A 16,857-nucleotide genomic window follows, 5' to 3' on the forward strand; every position below is an offset into this window, starting at 1 on the left:
TTGGTTTCCATCTCAGTTCCTTCCGCCAGCGAGATCGACCTTGAAGCCCTTGACGAAGATCGCCGCGATGATCAGCACGATGATGAACAGGATCACTGCGAGCGCCGAACCCATTCCGATCTCGACGCGGTCGATCGTTTCCCGGGCGACCAGCATCGAAAGGCTGGTGGTCTTGTTCGCACCGCCGGTCATGACGTACGGGTTGTCGTAGATGCGGACGGCGTCCAGGGTGCGGAAGAGAACCGCCACCATGAGGGCCGCCTTCATGTTGGGCAGGATCACCTTGGTCAGGCGCTGCCACCAGGTGGCACCGTCGACCTTGGCCGCCTCTTCCTGTGCGCTGTCGACCTGGGCGAGGCCGGCCAGCAGCAGCAGCGACATGAACGGCGTGGTCTTCCAGATCTCCGAGATACAGATGATCGCGATCGAGCTCCAGCGTCCGCCGAACCAGTTGTAGTCCTCGGGGAAGGCCCCGAAGGTGAACGTGCTCAGCCAGTGGTTGAAGAAGCCGGTGTCGATCTTGGCGGCGTACAGCCACGCGAACGCCGACACCACCGTGATGATCGCGTAGGGAATCAGCACGATCGTGCGCAGCGTGCGCCGCGGGATCACGACCTTGTTCATGAGCATCGCCAGGCCGAAACCGAGGATCAGTTCGAAGACCAGGGTGATGACCACGATGATGAACGTGGTGGTGAAGGCCTCCCAGAACAGCCCGTCACTCAGAGCAGTCATGTAGTTCTTCAGGCCCACGAACTTCTTGCCCGCCGGGTCGGTCAACCGGTAGTTGAACAGCGACAGGTAGACGGCGTAGAGGATCGGGTACATCGTGACGAAGACCATCACCACGAAGGCGGGGCCGGCCAGCTTCCACCCGAGGTTGCGTTCGCCCCTGGCCCGGTCGGACATCTTCTTGGCGCCGTCGGCCTTCGCCGAACGGGTCTCCTGCGTTGCGGTACTCACAGCAGTGCCTCTCCCTTCAGGACAGACAGGATGAACTTCTGCGCCGTGGCCGGAGTCTGCTCGTTCACAGCGTTCGGCGGGCTGAACTTCATCTGTAGGCCGGTCGACACGTCGCCGTAGTACTGCGTCTGCGGACGCGGCACGGCCTGGTCGAGCGACTTACGGATGAGAGCGGCGATGCCGTTGGGGAAAGCCTTCTTCACCTCGGCGTCGTCGAACACCGCCTTCGAGCTGGCTGGGTTACCGGTCTTGGCCATGTAGATGGCCTGGTGCTCGGGCTTGGTGATGCACTTGACCGCTTCGTAGGCCAGTTGCGGGTGGGCCGACTTCTTGCCGACCGCCAGCTGAATGCCACCGAACGGCGGCGCGGAGTCCTTGCCGGCCACGGTCTGCGGGTAGACAGCAGCAGCGACGTCGTCGAGCCACTTGACCTTCTCCCCCGAGAGGGCCGCGTAGACGTAGGGCCAGTTGAGCAGGAAGCCACCGTTGGCCGACTTGAAGAGGTCGAGCGCAGCGGTCTCGTCGGACGACCCGACGGCCGGACCGCCGACACCGGAGGTGGCCACCTTCTTGATGACCTCGGCCGCCTTCTTGCCGGCGTCGGTGTCGAGACCGAGCTTGGTGTTCTCGTACGTGGCGCCGGGGTTTTCCACGATCTTGCCGCCCGCGCCGGAGACCAGTGCGTTGATCCACACGGTGTAGCCCTCGTAGAGCTTGGCCTGCACACCGATCTTCTTGCCGCTCTTCTGCCCGGCCTGGATCAGTTGATCCCAGGTGACTGGCTTGCTCATGTCGAGACCGGCCTGCTGCGCCACGCTCTTGCGATACCACAGCAGCTGGGTGTTGGCCCAGAACGGAACCGCGACCAGCTTGCCCTTCCACGTCGAGGCGTCGATGGCCGACTGCACGCGGTCGTTCTTGAAGTCGGCTTCCATCGCCTGCGGTACCGGAGCGAGGTAACCGGCCTCGGCGAACTCGGGGACGAAGACCGGGTCGATGCTCATGATGCTCATCGAGGAGTCGCCGGCGGCGAGGCGGCGCAGCAACTGCGTGCGCTGGTCGCTCGCACTGTTGGGCAGCTGCTCGACCTTGATCTTGTACTTGCCGGCGGCTTCCTTGGTGCAGGCCGCCGCCAGATAAGCCTGGCCGCCCTTCTCCGGCGACGGGTCGGAACCGCCACCGTCGGGGTTGATGTACCACGTGAGGGTTGGGGCGCCCCCGGAATCTCCACTGCTACACGCAGCAAGCCCCATGCTTGCCACGAGCGCGGACGCTGCGATGAACGCTGCGCCACGCCGGTGTGGCGATCGGCTTGTCATGTGATCCGCTCCTGTCATGTCCTGCGGGTGATCGAAGGATTCCTACCACCCAGCTGTGACAAATGTCACGACATTCAGACCTTAGTGTCGCCGGCGCGGTACGCAACGCGTGTCTAATGCCTGGAAGGTCTCGATTTGGACACGGCCGGAACCGTTGCGGCACACCAGTCGTCCCGCGCGAAGCCTGGTCATCCGACCAGTATCGGGGGCCGGACGCGAACGGGCCCGCAGGCAGTGGCTGCGGGCCCGTTCCCGACCGAAGCGGTCAACTCGTCACTTGCGCGCGAGATCGAACCGGTCGTTCTCCATGACCTTCACCCACGCCTGCACGGGGTCGTGCACGAACTTCTCGCCGGCGTCGTCGAAGGCGTAGACCTCAGCGACGGCGCGCAGTTCGGAGCTGGCGCTGAAGACGAGGTCGGCGCGGCTGCCGGTCCACTGCGCACCCTTGGCGTTGTTGGTAGTGCGGTAACCGTCACCGTCCGCCTCCCACACCGTGTCGAGGTCGAGCAGGTTGACGAAGAAGTCGTTCGTCAACACACCCGGACGGTCGGTGAGCACGCCGGCCTGCGAGCCGCCACTGTTGGCGCCAAGCACCCGCAGACCACCCAGCAGCACCGTCATCTGCGGCGCGCTGAGGCCGAGCAAGTTCGCGCGGTCGATGAGGAGGTACTCCGCGGGGAGCCTGTTGTCACCGCGCTCGTAGTTGCGGAAGCCGTCGGCCTTCGGCTCCAGGTAGGCGACCGACTCGGCATCGGTCATTTCCTGAGTGGCGTCGGTGCGACCCGGGGTGAAGGGCACCTCGACGTCGACACCGGCCGCCTTGGCTGCCTGCTCGACACCCACGCCGCCTGCGAGCACGATGAGGTCGGCGACAGAGATCTTCTTGTCACCCTGGTTAAAATCACCGGCGATCTGCTCGAGGGTGCCGAGCACCTTCGACAACTGCTGTGGGTTGTTGACCTCCCACGAGCGCATCGGCTCGAGGCGCACGCGGGCACCGTTGGCGCCGCCGCGCTTGTCACTGCCCCGGTAGGAGCCGGCCGAGGCGAACGCGGTCGACGCCAGTTCGGAGACAGTCAGGCCGCTGTCGGCGATCTTCTGCTTCAACTGCGCGATGTCGGACGCGTCGACCAGTTCGTGGTCGACCGCCGGCACCTGGTCCTGCCAGGTGAAGGTCTCCGACGGCACCTCCGGGCCGCGGTAACGGCTGACCGGACCCATGTCGCGGTGGGTGAGCTTGAACCACGCCTTGGCGAAGGCGTCGGCGAACGCGTCCTGATCGTCCTTGAACTTGCGGGCGATCTTGTCGTACGCCGGGTCGACCCGCAGCGCGATGTCGCTGGTCAGTATGCGGGGCTCACGCCGGCCCTCGCCGTGCGCGAGCGGCACCATGTCGTCGCCGCCGCCGTTCTTGGGCCGCCACTGCTTGGCGCCCGCGGGGCTCTCCATGAGCTCCCACTCGTAGGCGTACAGGATGTGGAAGAACTCGTTGTCCCAGCGGGTGGGGTGGTAGGTCCAGGTGACCTCCAGGCCACTGGTGATGGTGTCGTCGCCGACACCGGTGCCGTAGCTGTTCTTCCAACCCAGGCCCTGCTGCTCCGGCGGAGCAGCCTGCGGGTCGGGACCGACGTACTTGTCGGGGTCGGCCGCGCCGTGCGTCTTGCCGAAGGTGTGGCCGCCGGCGATCAATGCCAGCGTCTCCTCGTCGTCCATCGCCATCCGGGCGAAGGTCTCGCGGATGTCGACGGCGGACGCCGCTGGGTCGGGGTTGCCGTTCGGGCCCTCTGGGTTGACGTAGGTCAGACCCATCTGGACGGCCGCGAGCGGGCTCTCCAGGTCGCGGTCGCCGGTGTAGCGCTCATCGCCCAGCCAGGTGGTCTCCGGACCCCAGTAGACGTCGTCGTCCGGCTCCCACGCATCGACGCGACCGCCGGCGAAGCCGAGCGTCTTGAAGCCCATCGACTCCAGCGCGACATTGCCCGCGAGGATCATCAGGTCGGCCCACGACAGTGACTTGCCGTACTTCTTCTTGACCGGCCAGAGCAGACGACGGGCCTTGTCGAGGCTGACGTTGTCGGGCCAGCTGTCCAGCGGAGCGAAGCGCTGCTGACCGGTGCCGCCACCGCCGCGGCCGTCCATCACGCGATAGGTGCCGGCGGAGTGCCAGCCCATGCGGGCCATGAACGGGGCGTAGGTGCCGAAGTCGGCCGGCCACCAGTCCTTGGAGTCGGTGAGGACGTGCGCGATGTCGGCCTTGACCTCGGCGAGGTCGAGCACGTCGAAGGCCGCGGCGTAGTCGAAGTCGTCGCCGAGCGGGTTGGCGACTGCGGGGTTCTTGGCCAGGATCTTCAGGTTGAGCCGGTTGGGCCACCACCGCTGGTTGGCGTCACCTTGGGTGGGGTGCGGCTGGCCGTGCATCACCGGGCAGCCGTCGGATCCTTGGGCACCAACGGTCTCGTCGCTGGTGACGGTGACTCCGTCTTCCGGCTGCGTTTCCTGGAGGTCGGTCATCGAGCTTCCCTTCATGCTGTTGCGGATGTTGGACGAATGAGGTCTAGGGGTTGGCCCGACAGGTCGGGCACAGGCCGCGATCGAGCGCACCTGCTCCACGACATCCGAGGCCGGCGCGTGCGGCCGACGACGAACGGCTTCGAGCACGGCCACTCGCGGCTCGGTCACGCGCAGACCCGCGGCTCGCAGGTCGGCGGCGGTCTCGTTCGGCATGCCATCAGCCCATGCGCTTTATTGGAATGACTCCAATTAAGCCCGCTGTGCGGACGGACCCGTGGACGCCCCGCGCGATGACGGGAATACCCTGAATCCGACGCGTTGATCCAAGGAGTGACATGGCTGAGTTCGCCTACGAAGACCTGCTGCCGATCGGTCCCGACAGCACGACCTATCGCAAGCTGTCGGACGCCGGTGTCCGCACGGTCGAAGGGCCCGGCGGACGCACCTTCCTGGAGGTCGATCCGCAGGCCCTGCAGCTGCTGGCGTCAACGGCCATGCACGACATCGCGCACTACCTGCGTCCGGCACACCTGGCGCAGCTGAAGTCGATCCTCGATGACCCCGAGGCGAGCAACAACGACAAGTTCGTCGCCCTCGACCTGCTCAAGAACGCCAACATCGCTGCTGCCGGAGTGCTGCCGATGTGCCAGGACACCGGCACCGCGATCGTCATGGGCAAGAAGGGCGCGCATGTGCTCGTCGACGGCGATGCACCCGACGAGGAGTCACTGTCGCGAGGCGTGTACGACGCCTACACCAAGCTCAATCTGCGTTACTCGCAGATGGCCCCGATCACCACGTGGGAGGAGCGCAACACCGGCAGCAACCTGCCAGCCCAGATCGAGCTGTACGCCGACACCGCGGCCGGTCACGAGACCACCTACAAGTTCCTCTTCATGGCCAAGGGCGGAGGTTCGGCGAACAAGTCCTTCCTCTACCAGGAAACCAAGGCCGTCCTGAACCCCGACGCGATGCTGAAATTCCTGGACGAGAAGCTGCGCTCGCTCGGCACCGCTGCGTGCCCGCCGTACCACCTGGCGATCGTGATCGGCGGCACCAGCGCCGAATTCGCTTTGAAGACAGCGAAATACGCGTCAGCTAAGTATCTGGACGAGCTGCCGACCGAAGGCTCGATGACCGCCCATGGCTTCCGTGACCTGGAGCTGGAGGAGCGTGTCCTGGAACTCACCCGCAACTTCGGCATCGGCGCACAGTTCGGCGGCAAGTACTTCTGCCACGACGTACGTGTCGTGCGCCTGCCCCGACACGGTGCATCGCTTCCCGTGGCGATCGCAGTGAGTTGCTCCGCCGATCGCCAGTGCCTGGGCAAGATCACGCCGGAGGGTGTCTTCATCGAACAACTGGAGACCGACCCGGCCAGCTTCTTGCCCGAGACCACCCACGAGGAACTGGAGGACAAGGGCTCGGACGACGTCGTGGCCGTCGACCTCAACCAGCCGATGGAGCAAATCCTGGCCGAGCTCACCCAGCACCCGGTGAAGACCCGTCTTTCGCTCACGGGCCCCTTGGTCGTGGCACGCGACATCGCGCACGCCAAGATCAAGGAACGCCTGGACGCCGGCGAGGAGATGCCGCAGTACCTCAAGGACCACCCCGTCTACTACGCCGGGCCTGCCAAGACGCCCGAGGGCTACGCGTCCGGTTCCTTCGGCCCGACGACGGCCGGGCGGATGGACAGCTATGTCGACCAGTTCCAGGCGGCGGGCGGTTCGAAGGTGATGCTGGCCAAGGGCAACCGCAGCAAGCAGGTCACCGACGCCTGCCGGGAGCACGGCGGCTTCTACCTCGGCTCGATCGGCGGGCCCGCCGCACGACTTGCCAAGGACTGCATCAAGAGCGTCGAGGTGCTCGAATACGAGGAGCTCGGCATGGAAGCGGTGTGGAAGATCGAGGTCGAGGACTTCCCGGCCTTCATCGTGGTCGACCACAAGGGCGACGACTTCTTCGCCGCCACGGCCAAGCCGACCGCGTTCACGATCAGCACCCGCCCGGGCCTCTGATCACACCGACCGAAAGGACCACCGGTATGCCCTTCGACGATCTGCTCGAAGAGAACCGCAAGTTCGCAGATTCTTTCTCGCTCAAAGGTTTTGACGGCATCGCCAAAGCCGGTGTCGCCGTGGTGACCTGCATGGATTCACGCATCGACCCCCTCGGCATGCTCGGGTTGAAGCCGGGCGACGCAAAGATCTTCCGCAATCCCGGTGGCCGCGTCACTGAAGCGGCGCTGGAGGCTCTGGTGCTCGCCGTGCACCTGCTGAATGTCGACCGCGTGGTGGTCATCCCCCACACCAAGTGCGCGATGGCCTCCAGCACCGAGGACGAGCTGCACGAGAAGATCAACGAGATCACCGGCTCCGATTCCACCTGGCAGCGCTTCCACGTTGTTGACGACCAGCGTAAAGCGCTGCGCAACGACGTGATGAAGGTGCGCAGCCATCCCCTGATCGGCGACAAGGCCGAGGTGGGGGGCTTCATCTACGACGTCGAAACCGGTTTGCTCGCACCCGTCTGAGTCGACACCGGTCTGCTCGCACCCGTCTGAGCGCGGGCGAGAAATAGGGTGGGGTGCATGAGTGCTCCCTTGGCCCGCGCGGCGTACGAGACCCTCGAGCCGTATCACGTGCTCGCGTACTTCAATCCGCACAACGAGGCAGCCCAGCAGTCGCTCGGCCTTGACCAGCTCGGTTTCTACTTCGGTGGCCGCGCAGCACCGTTGGGTCGCTGCACGGTGCCGGTCGTCACGGCGACCTTCTTCAACTTCAACCCCGCCTACGTCAACCACGGCTGGAACGCCGCGCTTTCCGCGGGCCTGCCACAGGTGGAAGCCGCTTGTACCGAAGCTGTCGACCGTTCGTTGCGCGACGCCCTCGGCGGGCTGATCGACTCCCCCGACCTGTCGACGATCGTCGGCGCGCTCCGGGTGGGCATCGGCGAAGCGTCCTACGCCGGACGTCCGCTCGCCGCCGCGTGGGCCTTCGCGCCGTGGCCCAGTGAGCCGCACCTGCAGTTGTGGCATGCGATCGCGGTTGCGCGTGAATACCGCGGCGACGCCCATGTCGCGGCGCTGGTACTGGCCGGCCTGTCGCCCGTCGAGGCACTCGTGCTGCACGAAGCCCCGCACCCCGACCCGGCGTTGCGGAGGCGCACGCTGGGCCGCAAGACGACTCAGCTGACCCGCGGCTGGTCGGACGAGGACTGGGACGCCGGCACCGCGTCGTTGCTGGCCAAGGGCGTGCTGGACGACGAGGGCACCATGACCGACGCCGGGGGCGGCCTCTACGACGAAATGGAGAGACAGACCGACCATGCTGCTGCGTCGTTCTGGGCCAAGGTGCCGGACGCCGAAGCAATAGTGACGACGGCGAAGCCGTTCGTGAAGGCCGTGATCGACAGCGGATACCTCCCCGGCACCCGCCGGAAGGGCTGAACGCATGCGGATCACGGCCCTGAACGTCCATCCGGTCAAGAGCACGGCCATTCGTCCGGTCGAGCAGGCGCAGGTCACCCGCGCCGGGCTGGCCGGCGACCGCGAGTGGATGGTCGTCAACGACTTCGGCGAACTCGTCAGTGCTCGCGAACTCAAACCTCTCTACTCGATCACGGCCGACACCGCTGTCACCGGACTGCGCGGCGGCTCCGACCTGCGATTGTCCGCGCCGGGCGTCGAGCCACTCCTGATCGACCGGCCGCTCGTGGGCCAGCCGGCAACGGTCACAATGTTCAACTATCCGCCCATGCCGGCGAGGTCGGCCGGGCAGGAAGCCGACGACTGGCTCGACCGGGCTCTGGGCACGAGCGGCCTGCACCTCGTCTGGTGTTCGGAACCTGCCCTTCGCGCACTGGATCTCGACCACAGCCGCGACGGCGACCACGCGCGCTTCCAGGACGGGTCTCCGGTGACTCTGCTCAGCACGGCGTCCGTGCGTCAACTGGGCGACTGGTTGGCCCAAGAGGCGCTCGAACACGGCGAAAAACCGCCGACCTTCGGCGCTGAGCGCTTTCGACCCAACATCCTGATCGATGGCGTCGACACCGCTTTCGCGGAGGACACCTGGTCGCGGGTGCGGGTGGGCACGGTCGACTTCCGGGTGGCCGAGCGGGTCTCCCGGTGCGTCATGACCACGGTCGACCCAGAGACCTTCGAGGGCGGCAAGGAGCCGGTGCGGACGCTCGCGCGATACCGACGCGACGAGGGGCGCACCTGGATGGCCATCCACCTCATCCCCGACTCCGAGGGGACGATCAGCGTCGGCGACGAAATCGTCGCCGACTAAGCCGAACGCGGCCCTTCCAGCAACAGCTGCGGCCCCTGTTTGCGGGTGCGGCGGTTACGGGCCGCCGCGACTGCAGACAAGGGCCGCGATTGTCGAGAAGTCGCTGGGGCGACTCAGCGAATGCTCAGAGCGCGAGCTCGGTCTGCACCACAGCTGCCAGGCGAGCCGTGATCTGCTGCGCGAGTTCAGCGGTGGGAGCTTCGGCCATGACCCGGACGACCGGCTCGGTGCCCGAGGGGCGAAGCAGCACCCGGCCGTTGTCGCCGAGTTCGAGTTCAGCCTCGGAGATGGCGTTCAACACCACGGGGTGGGTGCTGGCTGCCGCCTTGTCCACGCCCTTGACGTTGACCATGTGCTGGGGCAGGCGGGTCATCACGGTGGCCAGCTGCGCCATCGTCGAGCCGGACGAGGCCACTTGGGCAGCCAGCATGAGGCCGGTCAGCACACCATCACCGGTGGTGCCGACGTCGGTCAGGATGACGTGCCCCGACTGCTCGCCGCCGAGGTTGTAACCGCTGGCGCGCATCTCCTCCAGCACATAACGGTCACCGACCGCCGTCTGCTTGATGCTGATACCGCGCTGCTCCATCGCCTGGTAGAGACCGAGGTTGCTCATCACGGTCGCGACGAGGGTGTCTTCCTTGAGCGCGCCCCGCTCCTTCATACCGACGGCCAGGATCGCCATGATCTGGTCGCCGTCGACCTCAGTGCCACTCGCGTCGACGGCGAGGCAGCGGTCGGCGTCGCCGTCGAAGGCGACGCCGAAATCAGCACCGGCTTCCACGACCGCCTGCTTGAGCTTGTCGAGGTGGGTGGATCCGTAGCCATCGTTAATGTTGAGGCCGTCGGGCTCGGCACCGATGACGGTCACTTGTGCACCGGCGCGGCGGAAGGCGTCCGGGCCGACCTCGCTGGCAGCGCCGTGAGCGGCATCGACGACGACGTGCAGGCCCGCCAACTCGTGGGGCAAGGCCTTGAGCAGGTGCGCGACATAACGCTCGGCGCCGTCGTCGACGCGGTGCACGCGTCCCACAGCGGCGCCGGTCGGCCGATCGGCCGGGGCGTCCATGGCGGCTTCGATGCGGTCTTCGACCTCGTCGGGCAACTTGTGGCCGCCGAGCGCGAAGAACTTGATGCCGTTGTCAGGCATGGCGTTGTGGCTGGCCGACAGCATCACACCGAAGTTGGCGCCGAGGTCGGCGGTCAGGAAGGCAACAGCCGGAGTGGGGAGCACCCCCACGTCGTACACATCGACACCGCTGGAGGCGAGGCCGGCGATCACTGCGGCGGAGAGAAACTCCCCAGAAGCCCGCGGGTCACGTCCGACGACCGCTGTCATGCGCTGTGCTCCACCGGTGATCGTGCGCCCGAAAACCCGGGCAGCCGCCTCGGAAAGCCGCAGGGCCGTGTCAGCGTTGATGACCGGGCCGTTGGCCAGCCCACGTACTCCGTCGGTGCCGAAAAGACGCGCCACTTACTCATCTCCTAGTCGAAGAGGTGGTCGGACCGCTAGGCCCCTTGAAATCGGTCCAGCAATACGCGGCCGCGGCCACGCATCCGATCGAGTGTACGCCCGCAGCACCTCATTCCCACCACCTCGCAGGGCGGCGCGCTCCGCGAAAACGCCAGAATGCCTAGGATTGCGCTGATGTCACAGCCTCGGCGGGCACTGGCCCATCCCCTGCGTTCGCGCATCGTCGCCCACCTGCGGATCGACGGTGCGGCCACCAGCGCTGAGCTGGCTCGCGCACTCGACACCCACACTGGAGCGACCAGCTATCACCTGCGTGTGCTGGAGTCGGCCGGGCTCGTTGAAGACACCGGTCTGGGTAACGCCAAAACACGGGTCTGGGCGGTCGTGGACGACGACGAGGAGACATCGCAACCCCTCGATGAGGACGAAGCGGCCACCGAACGCTGGCTCGACCACGATTACGTCGACCACTTCGCCACCCGTGCCCACCGCTGGATCGACGAGCAGGACGCCTGGGCTCCCATCTGGCAGGAATCGTGCGGTCTGCGGGACGTGCCTGTGCTCGCCACCGAGGAGCAGTTCGTGGCGTATCTGGCCGAACTCGACGAACTCAACCAGCGCTATCGCCGCATCGGCGCCGGCAGCCCCGGCGCCCGACGGATCGCAGTCTTCATCGATCCACTGCCGGTCGATCCGGCCTGACACGCACCGCTCGCAAACTCCGACCGAACGCGAAACACCCCCGGCAGAAAGACATCTGCCAGGGGTGTCGACCGCGAAGAAGCGGCGTGCGGACTCAGCGCTTGGAGTACTGCGGAGCCTTACGGGCCTTCTTCAGACCAGCCTTCTTGCGCTCCGGGACGCGAGCGTCACGGGTCAGGAAGCCAGCCTTCTTCAGCGCGGGACGGTTGAGCTCTTCGTCGACACCGTTCAGCGAACGGGCAACGCCGAGACGAACGGCACCGGCCTGGCCGGAGGGGCCACCGCCGTGCACGCGGACGAGCACGTCATACGCGCCGTCCAGCTCGAGCAGGGTCAGCGGCTCGTTGACGATCTGCTGGTGCACCTTGTTGGGGAAGTAGTTCTCCAGGGTGCGACCGTTGATCTTCCACTCGCCGGTGCCCGGAACGATCCGGACGCGGGCGACGGCCTGCTTGCGGCGGCCGGTGCCGGCGCCGGGAGCGGACGCCGACGGGCGGCGGGTCGGCTCAGCCGAAACGGCTTCGGTGGACTCGCTGGTGTATTCGGACAGCTGGGGCTCGTCGGCCTCGAGGGCGTCGACGTCGATCTGGTCAGCCACGATTCTCCTTGAAAGCTATGTGGACCGCGGGCGCTTACTGCGCGACCTGGGTGATCTCGAACGGGACGGGCTGCTGAGCGGCGTGCGGGTGCTCGGCACCGGCGTAGACCTTCAGCTTGTCGAGCTGGTTGCGGCCCAACGTGGTCTTGGGGAGCATGCCGCGCACAGCCTTCTCGACCGCCTTGGCGGGGTCCTTGGCCATGAGCTCGGTGTAGGACATCGACTTCAGACCGCCCGGGAAACCGGAGTGGCGGTAGGCCCGCTTCTTCTCCAGCTTGGCACCGGTCAACGCGACCTTGTCGGCGTTGATGATGATGACGAAATCACCGGTGTCGATGTGCGGGGCGAACGTCGGCTTGTGCTTGCCGCGCAGCAGCGTCGCGGTCTGCGACGCGAGGCGGCCGAGCACGACGTCGGTGGCGTCGATGACGTGCCACTTGCGGTCGGCCTGAGCGCCAACGGTCGTGGGCGTGTAGGTACGCACTCGTCTTCCTTACTGATCAAGTTCGTTGCGGAGCGCCCGGTGGGACGTCCGGCCCGGCAGCGCACGGCTGTAGGCAACTGTTCAAGGGTAGTTGCGGGCAGCCAACGTCTCCAAATCGTTCAATTCCGTTACACTCCAACCGAATTGGACGCAGACCGCTACTCGCATCAGTCAGCCCTGAGCAAGATCGCACAACTATTGTGCGAATACTCCGGGCATGGCCACGCGGAACGGCACGGCACCCGAGCGGGCACCGTGCCGTTCCAGTTCGCGCAGGTCAGAAGCTGTAGGTCCAGCTACCACCGACGACTTCCACGACGTGCGTCGTACGAGCAGTGACGCAGCCGTTCGCGTCGGTCGTGTCGGTGTTGTAGGTGTAAGTGGTGTTCGGGGTGGAGATCGTGACGGAGTAGCGCATCGCAGCCGAGCCTTCGAAGTCGGTCCCGATGGTGGAGCCCGACCACGTTCCGAGCAGTTCAGCACCCGGGCGCGAGTGGGGAGTTCAGGGTGGCTGTGCCGACTACGTCCTGCCCGACAAACGCATGACTGGGCTGGACGACGCTGAACTGGCCCGCCAGGGCCGGGGTCGAGGTGGTCGAGATGTACGACTGGAAGCCCGGGGTGATTCCGGCCGAGGACGGGGGCGTGGTCAGGTGGTAGGTGATCGTGAAGGTGAAGCCCGTCGGGAGCGCGTAAGGAGTGGCGTTAGGCCATGCGGACCAAGCCGTTGACGGTCAAGATCCACCTGAAGAACATCCGCGCACGGATGGGTGCCCAAGGCAACTCGCAACAACAATTCGCACAGTGGTTGATCGACCTTGACCCCACCCTCGCCGCTCCGCCGGATCAGAGCGAGCGCACCTGACGAGCTTGTTCGGCGCGCCTGGCGAGGTGCTCGTCGTCGGGATAAGTCACTTCTTCGAGGCTGAGTCCGTGCGCAGGCATGACGGCAACGCCGGGATCACGCACTCGCCCTCGCAGCACGTCCGATGTCCACTCCGGCTCGCGCTTTCCCTCCCCCACCGGCACAACTCCCCCGACCAACGCCCGCACCATCGAGTGACAGAATGCGTCGGCGACAACTGTGCCGAGCAGCACGCCGTCGTGGTCACGCACCCACTCGTAACGAAGGAGGGTGCGCACCGTCGTCGCACCTTCCCGTTTCTTGCAAAATGCGGCGAAGTCGTTGAGCCCCAACAGCCCTGACGCTGCTTGATTCATGACGTCGACGTCCAGATGCTGTTTCAGGAAGACGGTGTCATGCCGACGCAGCGGGTCACACAGCGACTCGGCATCTGCGATTCGGTAGAGGTAGCGGCGCGACGTGGCCGAGAAGCGGGCATCGAAACCGTCCGCTGCGCGGCGGACATCGTGCACGACGATGTCGGCGGGCAGCACACCGTTCAGGCGCGTCACAGCGGCCTGTTCGGGAAGGCGATCGGATCGCCCGGGCAGGGCAGCGAGCGCCTCCGCGGTCAGGTCGAGATGGCACACGCCACCGCGGGCATGGACGCCGGCATCGGTGCGGCCGGCCACGGTCAGCTTCGGCGGATTGGCGCTCAGGATCGTGGCCCACGCGTTGCTCAACTCGGCTTCGACCGTGCGACGTCCCGGCTGGGCAGCCCAGCCCGAGAAGTCGGTGCCGTCGTAACCGAAGTCCACTCGCAGTCGCACTCCCGCAGGCTAGTGCAGCCGATCAGAACGGAGCCGCCGCGATCCAGTCGTACAACTGGGAGAACGACAGTTCGCCCTTGTTGCTGCCCACCTGGAAGAGGTAGTTGCTTCGATCGGCGGCGGTATAGCGCACCAGCACCCACGCACCGTCGACCGGATCCTGCAGGCTGGAAACGGTGAGCTTTCCGGCGTGCGCGGGCACTGGGAGGCCGACCGGCGAGCCCAGTTCCTTGTACGTGCTCTCCGCCCCGCCGCTGGAATAGGCCAGCAGGTCGACGGTGACCGTCGGCTTGTCGAATCCTGATTCTCTTGCGCTGCAACGGAATCGATAGTCGTACTGCACCGACCTGCTGGTGATCTGTTCGGTGGTCGGGGCGCACACCATGTTCTGGTAGCCGCGGCCGGTCGCGGACTGCGGTAGGAGACGTGGCCAGAGCGCCAGCGCAGGCGCTGCCCTCGTCCACAGTGCGCGTTCGGAATCGACGCTCGAGGTGGATGTGGTCGCTGAACCTGTGGCCTCGGTGACCGTGGATCGGTTGTTGCCCAGCACCAACCACCCCGCGAGCAACGCCAGCCCGATCACCACCGCGGCGACCGACACGAGCACGGCCGAGACCCGTGACCGTGTGCGGGCGTCCGGCGGCTGCTCGGTCTGAAACGCGGACGCCAGTTCGGCGCAACTGGCGAAGCGTCGCTGCGGGTCCTTGCTCATCGCGCGCCGCAAAGCGGCCGAAGCTGCAGGCGGCAGGTCGACCCCGATCTGTTCAAGAGCCGGCACCGGAGCGCTCAGGTGTCCACGAACAGCATCGTCAACCGTCCCCGGGAACGGGGTGCGCCCGGTCAGCATCGCGAACAAGGTGCACGCCAGCGAGTACTGGTCCGAGCGGCCGTCGGTGGGTCGGCCGCTGAGCTGTTCGGGTGAGGCGAAGGCCGCGGTCGCGCGTGCCCCGTCGATCGTGCCGGTGATGTCTGCCGCCGCGGGCCGGCCTGAGTTGGTCGCCCCGTCGGCTGCGGCTTCCTCGAGCCGGGCGATGCCGAAGTCGGTCAAGAGCACACGCTCACGCTCGCCGGCGTCGGCACGGGCCAGAAGCACGTTGGCCGGCTTGACGTCGCGGTGCACGATGCCGCGTCGGTGTGCGGCGTCGAGGGCGGAGGCGAGTTCGCGACCGATGTGTACCACCCGCGCCCACGGCATGGGTCCGTGCTCGCGGATGACCGCACCCGCGTCCGCGCCGTCGATCAGCTGCATCGAGATCCAGGGTTGTCCCTGCTCTATACCCCGATCGAGCACACCCACGATGCCCGGATGATCGAGGCGCGCGATCGCTTCGGCCTCCCGGTCGAATCGCGCCGCCGAGCCGGCGTCGGTCGCATCGGCGGTGAGCAGCTTCAGCGCGACCAGTCGCGGCAATCGCGGATGCTCCACCGCGTACACCGCCCCCATGCCACCGGAGCCCAATTGTCGGCGCACGCGGAATCCCGCGAACTCCTCCCCCGGACGCAGTTCCCTGCCCATAACTGATGACTTTAGACGCGCATCCACGGGCCTACGCGATGATGCCAGCAAACCCAGTATTGAACGAACGTCCAGAATCGTCGGGCCGATCGACGCCATCCATGACACGATGCCGCGCATGAAGGCCATCGCCGCACCACTGCCCACCGTGCAGCGACTCGCGGTCGCAGCCGCGTTCTTCGGTCAAGGCCTGGTCTTCATCTCACTGACCACCAAACTGCCACGCCTACAACGTGATTTCGGGCTCGACCCCGGGATGTTCTCTGTTTTGATGCTCGGCCTGGTGCTGTGCGCCGGGGGCGGTTCGCTCCTGGGCGAATGGCTCGCGCCACGCCGTGGCAGTGCCGCGTCACTGCGGCTCGGGTTCGTGATCATGACCGTCGCGCTGCCGCTCCTGGCGATGGCCCCAACCGTTCCCACGCTCGCGGCCGCAATGTGCCTCTACGGCAGTTCGCTGGGGCTGGTCGACGCCGGCACGAACATGCAAGGGGTCGCCGTCGAGCACGAGTACGGCCGGCCGATCATGCCGACCTTCCACGGCGCCTGGACGCTCGGCGGCATCCTCGGGACGCTGGGATCGCTTGCCACACATGACATTTCGTTCACGGCGTCCGCTATCGGGCTCGCACTCATCCCGCTCGCCCTTGTCGCGGCGCCTTACCTGCGGTCCGGTGACGCGGTGGTTCCGATCGAGGACAACCCTGTGGTCAACAAAGCGAAGGTGCCGTGGCGCCGCATCTGGTTGGTCGGCGCGGCGATGGTGCTCTTCTACATGGCCGACACCGCGGTGACCACGTGGGGACCGACCTATCTCGACAAGCAGTTCGCCGCCGGTGCCGCGCTGGTGTCCGTGGCGACTCTCCCCTATCTGGCGGCATCGCTGGTCAGCCGTGGGTTCGGCGACCACCTGGCCCACCGGTTCGGTGCGCCGTTGCTGATCCGGTGCGCCGCGGTTGTCGCTGCGGTAGGACTCGCGGCCGTGGTCTTCGCCCCGTCCGGACTGGTGGCGATGACCGGCTTCATGGTGATGGGTGGAGGCCTGGCGGTCATCGCACCGCTGTCGTACTCCGCAGCAGCATCCATCGCACGCGAGTCGGTCACCGATTCCTCGCCGCAGGCAGTGCGCGCCGGAGTCGACGCGATCGTCGCGCGGTTCAACCAGTTCAACTACGTCGGCGCACTGCTGGGCGCCGTCATGACCGGTGCTGTCGGCAATGACAGCCTGCGCTGGGGGTTCGCGGTACCGATGGTGTTGGTGCTGTTGATCCTTCCCCTTGCCGGCGCTTTCCGATCGTGATCACACCTGCACGCCGAT

16 protein-coding genes are annotated in these 16,857 nt (G+C 66.4%); 7 read left to right on the forward strand and 9 right to left on the reverse strand.

What is annotated here, in order from left to right:
- Positions 1–12: 12 nt before the first annotated feature.
- The 3 genes from J5M86_RS11475 to katG form a co-directional block, all read right to left on the reverse strand.
- Entirely contained in the window at positions 13–963 is a 951-nt protein-coding gene (locus tag J5M86_RS11475) for a sugar ABC transporter permease (RefSeq protein WP_318275881.1), read from the reverse strand.
- Positions 960–2,282 (reverse strand): extracellular solute-binding protein, encoded by a 1,323-nt coding sequence (locus J5M86_RS11480; RefSeq protein ID WP_188059300.1) that lies wholly within the window; start codon positions 2,280–2,282, stop codon positions 960–962. Before J5M86_RS11480 ends, J5M86_RS11475 begins: the two co-directional genes overlap by 4 nt.
- A gap of 273 nt (positions 2,283–2,555) precedes the next feature.
- Positions 2,556–4,796, reverse strand: a complete 2,241-nt coding sequence (gene katG / locus J5M86_RS11485; RefSeq protein ID WP_188059523.1) for a catalase/peroxidase HPI — start codon at positions 4,794–4,796, stop codon at positions 2,556–2,558.
- A gap of 335 nt (positions 4,797–5,131) precedes the next feature.
- Here katG and J5M86_RS11490 point away from each other — a divergent pair, with 335 nt between their 5' ends.
- The 4 genes from J5M86_RS11490 to J5M86_RS11505 are packed head-to-tail and all read left to right on the forward strand — an operon-like array spanning position 5,132 to position 9,094.
- Positions 5,132–6,817, forward strand: a complete 1,686-nt coding sequence (locus J5M86_RS11490; RefSeq protein ID WP_188059299.1) for a fumarate hydratase — start codon at positions 5,132–5,134, stop codon at positions 6,815–6,817.
- A gap of 26 nt (positions 6,818–6,843) precedes the next feature.
- Positions 6,844–7,332 (forward strand): carbonic anhydrase, encoded by a 489-nt coding sequence (locus tag J5M86_RS11495; protein WP_188059298.1) that lies wholly within the window; start codon positions 6,844–6,846, stop codon positions 7,330–7,332.
- 57 nt (positions 7,333–7,389) lie between these two features.
- Complete coding sequence (locus J5M86_RS11500) at positions 7,390–8,247, forward strand: hypothetical protein (protein ID WP_188059297.1); 858 nt, start codon at positions 7,390–7,392, stop codon at positions 8,245–8,247.
- Between the two features lie 4 nt (positions 8,248–8,251).
- Positions 8,252–9,094, forward strand: coding sequence for an MOSC domain-containing protein (locus tag J5M86_RS11505; RefSeq protein ID WP_188059296.1), 843 nt, complete (start codon positions 8,252–8,254; stop codon positions 9,092–9,094).
- 124 nt (positions 9,095–9,218) lie between these two features.
- On the opposite strand, the gene glmM is transcribed toward J5M86_RS11505, so the two are convergent.
- On the reverse strand, positions 9,219–10,568 hold the full coding sequence (gene glmM, locus J5M86_RS11510) for a phosphoglucosamine mutase (RefSeq protein ID WP_188059295.1): 1,350 nt from the start codon (positions 10,566–10,568) through the stop codon (positions 9,219–9,221).
- A gap of 174 nt (positions 10,569–10,742) precedes the next feature.
- Between glmM and J5M86_RS11515 the strand changes: the two genes are divergently transcribed.
- Positions 10,743–11,270, forward strand: coding sequence for a helix-turn-helix domain-containing protein (locus J5M86_RS11515; protein WP_188059294.1), 528 nt, complete (start codon positions 10,743–10,745; stop codon positions 11,268–11,270).
- 94 nt (positions 11,271–11,364) lie between these two features.
- On the opposite strand, the gene rpsI is transcribed toward J5M86_RS11515, so the two are convergent.
- From rpsI to J5M86_RS11530, 3 genes are all read right to left on the reverse strand, one after another.
- Positions 11,365–11,868 carry a 30S ribosomal protein S9 gene (gene rpsI, locus J5M86_RS11520; protein WP_188059293.1) on the reverse strand — a complete coding sequence of 168 codons (504 nt, stop codon included), beginning with the start codon at positions 11,866–11,868 and terminating at the stop codon, positions 11,365–11,367.
- A gap of 34 nt (positions 11,869–11,902) precedes the next feature.
- Positions 11,903–12,352, reverse strand: coding sequence for a 50S ribosomal protein L13 (rplM, locus tag J5M86_RS11525; RefSeq protein ID WP_188059292.1), 450 nt, complete (start codon positions 12,350–12,352; stop codon positions 11,903–11,905).
- A gap of 277 nt (positions 12,353–12,629) precedes the next feature.
- Complete coding sequence (locus J5M86_RS11530) at positions 12,630–12,770, reverse strand: hypothetical protein (protein WP_188059291.1); 141 nt, start codon at positions 12,768–12,770, stop codon at positions 12,630–12,632.
- 294 nt (positions 12,771–13,064) lie between these two features.
- On the opposite strand from J5M86_RS11530, the gene J5M86_RS11535 reads away from it, so the two are divergent.
- Positions 13,065–13,217, forward strand: coding sequence for a hypothetical protein (locus J5M86_RS11535; protein WP_188059290.1), 153 nt, complete (start codon positions 13,065–13,067; stop codon positions 13,215–13,217).
- On the opposite strand, the gene truA is transcribed toward J5M86_RS11535, so the two are convergent.
- Together truA and J5M86_RS11545 are read right to left on the reverse strand one after the other, a co-directional pair.
- Entirely contained in the window at positions 13,199–14,026 is an 828-nt protein-coding gene (gene truA / locus J5M86_RS11540; protein ID WP_188059289.1) for a tRNA pseudouridine(38-40) synthase TruA, read from the reverse strand. The genes J5M86_RS11535 and truA overlap by 19 nt on opposite strands.
- 22 nt (positions 14,027–14,048) lie before the next feature.
- Complete coding sequence (locus J5M86_RS11545) at positions 14,049–15,542, reverse strand: serine/threonine-protein kinase (RefSeq protein ID WP_188059288.1); 1,494 nt, start codon at positions 15,540–15,542, stop codon at positions 14,049–14,051.
- Between the two features lie 118 nt (positions 15,543–15,660).
- On the opposite strand from J5M86_RS11545, the gene J5M86_RS11550 reads away from it, so the two are divergent.
- Positions 15,661–16,839: an MFS transporter gene (locus J5M86_RS11550; RefSeq protein ID WP_188059287.1), complete on the forward strand. Its 1,179-nt coding sequence runs from the start codon at positions 15,661–15,663 to the stop codon at positions 16,837–16,839.
- Positions 16,840–16,857: the final 18 nt, after the last annotated feature.

It is taken from the genome of Yimella sp. cx-51 (assembly GCF_017654605.1).
In the GTDB taxonomy this organism is placed as follows: Bacteria; Actinomycetota; Actinomycetes; order Actinomycetales; family Dermatophilaceae; genus Yimella.

Excerpts from the sequence above, each read along its gene's own strand:
- J5M86_RS11500 (WP_188059297.1), top strand. The coding sequence starts at position 7,390 with ATGAGTGCTCCCTTGGCCCGCGCGGCGTACGAGACCCTCGAGCCGTAT.
- J5M86_RS11545 (WP_188059288.1), bottom strand. The coding sequence starts at position 15,542 with ATGGGCAGGGAACTGCGTCCGGGGGAGGAGTTCGCGGGATTCCGCGTG.
- J5M86_RS11515 (WP_188059294.1), top strand. The coding sequence starts at position 10,743 with ATGTCACAGCCTCGGCGGGCACTGGCCCATCCCCTGCGTTCGCGCATC.
- J5M86_RS11505 (WP_188059296.1), top strand. The coding sequence starts at position 8,252 with ATGCGGATCACGGCCCTGAACGTCCATCCGGTCAAGAGCACGGCCATT.
- J5M86_RS11530 (WP_188059291.1), bottom strand. The coding sequence starts at position 12,770 with ATGCGCTACTCCGTCACGATCTCCACCCCGAACACCACTTACACCTAC.
- J5M86_RS11490 (WP_188059299.1), top strand. The coding sequence starts at position 5,132 with ATGGCTGAGTTCGCCTACGAAGACCTGCTGCCGATCGGTCCCGACAGC.
- katG (WP_188059523.1), bottom strand. The coding sequence starts at position 4,796 with ATGACCGACCTCCAGGAAACGCAGCCGGAAGACGGAGTCACCGTCACC.
- J5M86_RS11480 (WP_188059300.1), bottom strand. The coding sequence starts at position 2,282 with ATGACAAGCCGATCGCCACACCGGCGTGGCGCAGCGTTCATCGCAGCG.
- J5M86_RS11495 (WP_188059298.1), top strand. The coding sequence starts at position 6,844 with ATGCCCTTCGACGATCTGCTCGAAGAGAACCGCAAGTTCGCAGATTCT.
- J5M86_RS11550 (WP_188059287.1), top strand. The coding sequence starts at position 15,661 with ATGAAGGCCATCGCCGCACCACTGCCCACCGTGCAGCGACTCGCGGTC.
- J5M86_RS11535 (WP_188059290.1), top strand. The coding sequence starts at position 13,065 with ATGCGGACCAAGCCGTTGACGGTCAAGATCCACCTGAAGAACATCCGC.